A 1,949-nucleotide genomic window follows, 5' to 3' on the forward strand; every position below is an offset into this window, starting at 1 on the left:
ATTTCAAAGATTTCAGTTTTGGGACTGTGGCCAGCAGGTCGGCATAGAGGGGAAAGCCTTGCGCCATGCGGTGTCAGGTGTGATTACGTAACTTTTTACGTAAGGGTCGGAGCGGGATCTCGTAACTGCCAAAAAACAGAAAGCCTCAGCTGGCGCGGGTTTGCGGTGAACGGTGCGAACTGGCGCAACTGAAATAATTTGCACAGCTCCGTGCGCGCCCATCCATGCGTACACATGCTGCTATCAGTGACCAAATCAGTATACAGAGAGAGATACAAACTCACCAACAAATTCAGGGTGATTTCTGACCAATCCGGGCATTTCCAAAAATTGAAGGGGGGCATCGGAAAACCGTCACAAACGTCACAAGATTTATAAATCCTATGTATTTATATGATATTTAATTAAAAATAAGCATATCTATAACCATCACAAAAGCATCACGGTGTGACGATCTTAAAACATCACAACTCTGTTTTATAAGTCATTGAATTTATTATATTTAACGGTTTGTGTTACGTTTTGTGATGGTTTGACCGTCACAGGGTTTAGTCAATTAAATTATATGCTTGAAAGCTGTTTTAAATGGCTGTGATGGTTGTGACGGTTTTCCGATGGCCGACTTAATTACGGGGCGAAGCTAAGCTCATGTTTATTAACATACTGCTGCCCGATGGCTGTTGATCGTTATCAGCGATCAATTAAGCGAAACCGATCGTTCTAAGTAATTGGAAATTAAACGGAGTGGGGCATATGGTGAGCGCATTCCAGTATCCAGATGATGATTATTCGATGAAACTTTTTGCACTTAAGTACTGCCAGGACTGTGGCAAGCGACGTTCATTAATTGAGCGTTTATTCTCGTTGGATGATGAGCGGTGTGACAAATGCCACTTTAGATTCGTTAGTTCGGTACGTGATAGGAGTGGCAGATAGGCATTGATTCATCTAAACCCGCTATTGCGGGTTTGAATTGTCTGTAACTTGTTACTGTTTAAAGAAGAATTCTTTAGCTAACCATCCAAGAACGGCAATAAGCAAGGGGATGAAAATAGACCAAGTGATTCGATTATTAACTGAACCCACTTCCTTGATGAGATCCCCACGAAGTCTTTCAACTTCATCCTTGGTCACGAATCGTTCACTCTGTGCCTTGAATTGGTTCAGACTACCTTTAATCTCAGCAAGCTCGATATGAACGGACTGTATATCAGATTTTACTGCGAAGTTCTCCGAGCGAATTTTAATAGCAGCGAGGTCTTGCTTGATATCAGAGAGATCACTTTCAAGCTTTTCAACTCGCTTTTCTAGTCTATCGCTCATTCCACCCCCTCTGCCGTTGCCACCGAAGTCAACGGGTACAAGATTATCTTCTTTAGCCGTTATGATTCATCCTCGTGAACGTTCATACGGTCTTCAACCCAATAGACAACATTGGCAGCACGAAAGTAGCTGATAAAACCACAGTTCTGGCAGACGAGACGGTATTGATAATTGGACACCAATTTTGTCTTCGATTCATCTATTAGCGATGGCGTTGCATAGTGGACGGCTGTCGCTTCAAAATATTGCTGGCTTTCTTCTTCAGTCAGCTCTGAAGGTTTCTTTTCAGGAAATGGACTCCGTGATGAATCTAAACTCATGGTTTCAGGTGTCGAAAGTTCTGAATGACCGCAGGCCAAACAGCTTCTGGCTACTCCTTTCTCCGACAGAAATTGAGCAAATAGCTGTGGCGTAACGAGTTGCAAGCGGCGGTATGTTCGACGCTCTGCGTCGTCTATGCTATGCATTTTTTCCATGTTTCTTCTTATTTGAACCATAGCAAAAAACTCCGATTATCGGGGTTTAGGCTTGAGATATGGTCGATATGTGGACATTGATAGAAATAAATCCTTTTATTTCAGCAAGCTACAGGGTAATAAAACGTGCCAGCAGGCGCTGTGGCGCTG

2 protein-coding genes are annotated in these 1,949 nt (G+C 43.0%); both read right to left on the reverse strand.

The window, feature by feature from the left end; translation table 11 throughout:
- Nucleotides 1-987 precede the first annotated feature (987 nt).
- A complete protein-coding gene (locus BBW68_RS05080; protein ID WP_070134280.1) occupies nt 988-1,323 on the reverse strand; it encodes a hypothetical protein in 336 nt (111 codons plus the stop codon).
- Between the two features lie 59 nt (nt 1,324-1,382).
- Nucleotides 1,383-1,799: a hypothetical protein gene (locus BBW68_RS18285; protein ID WP_148127546.1), complete on the reverse strand. Its 417-nt coding sequence runs from the start codon at nt 1,797-1,799 to the stop codon at nt 1,383-1,385.
- Between the last annotated feature and the right edge of the window lie 150 nt (nt 1,800-1,949).

Source organism: Candidatus Erwinia dacicola, assembly GCF_001756855.1.
GTDB classification, from domain to species: domain Bacteria; phylum Pseudomonadota; class Gammaproteobacteria; order Enterobacterales; family Enterobacteriaceae; genus Erwinia; species Erwinia dacicola.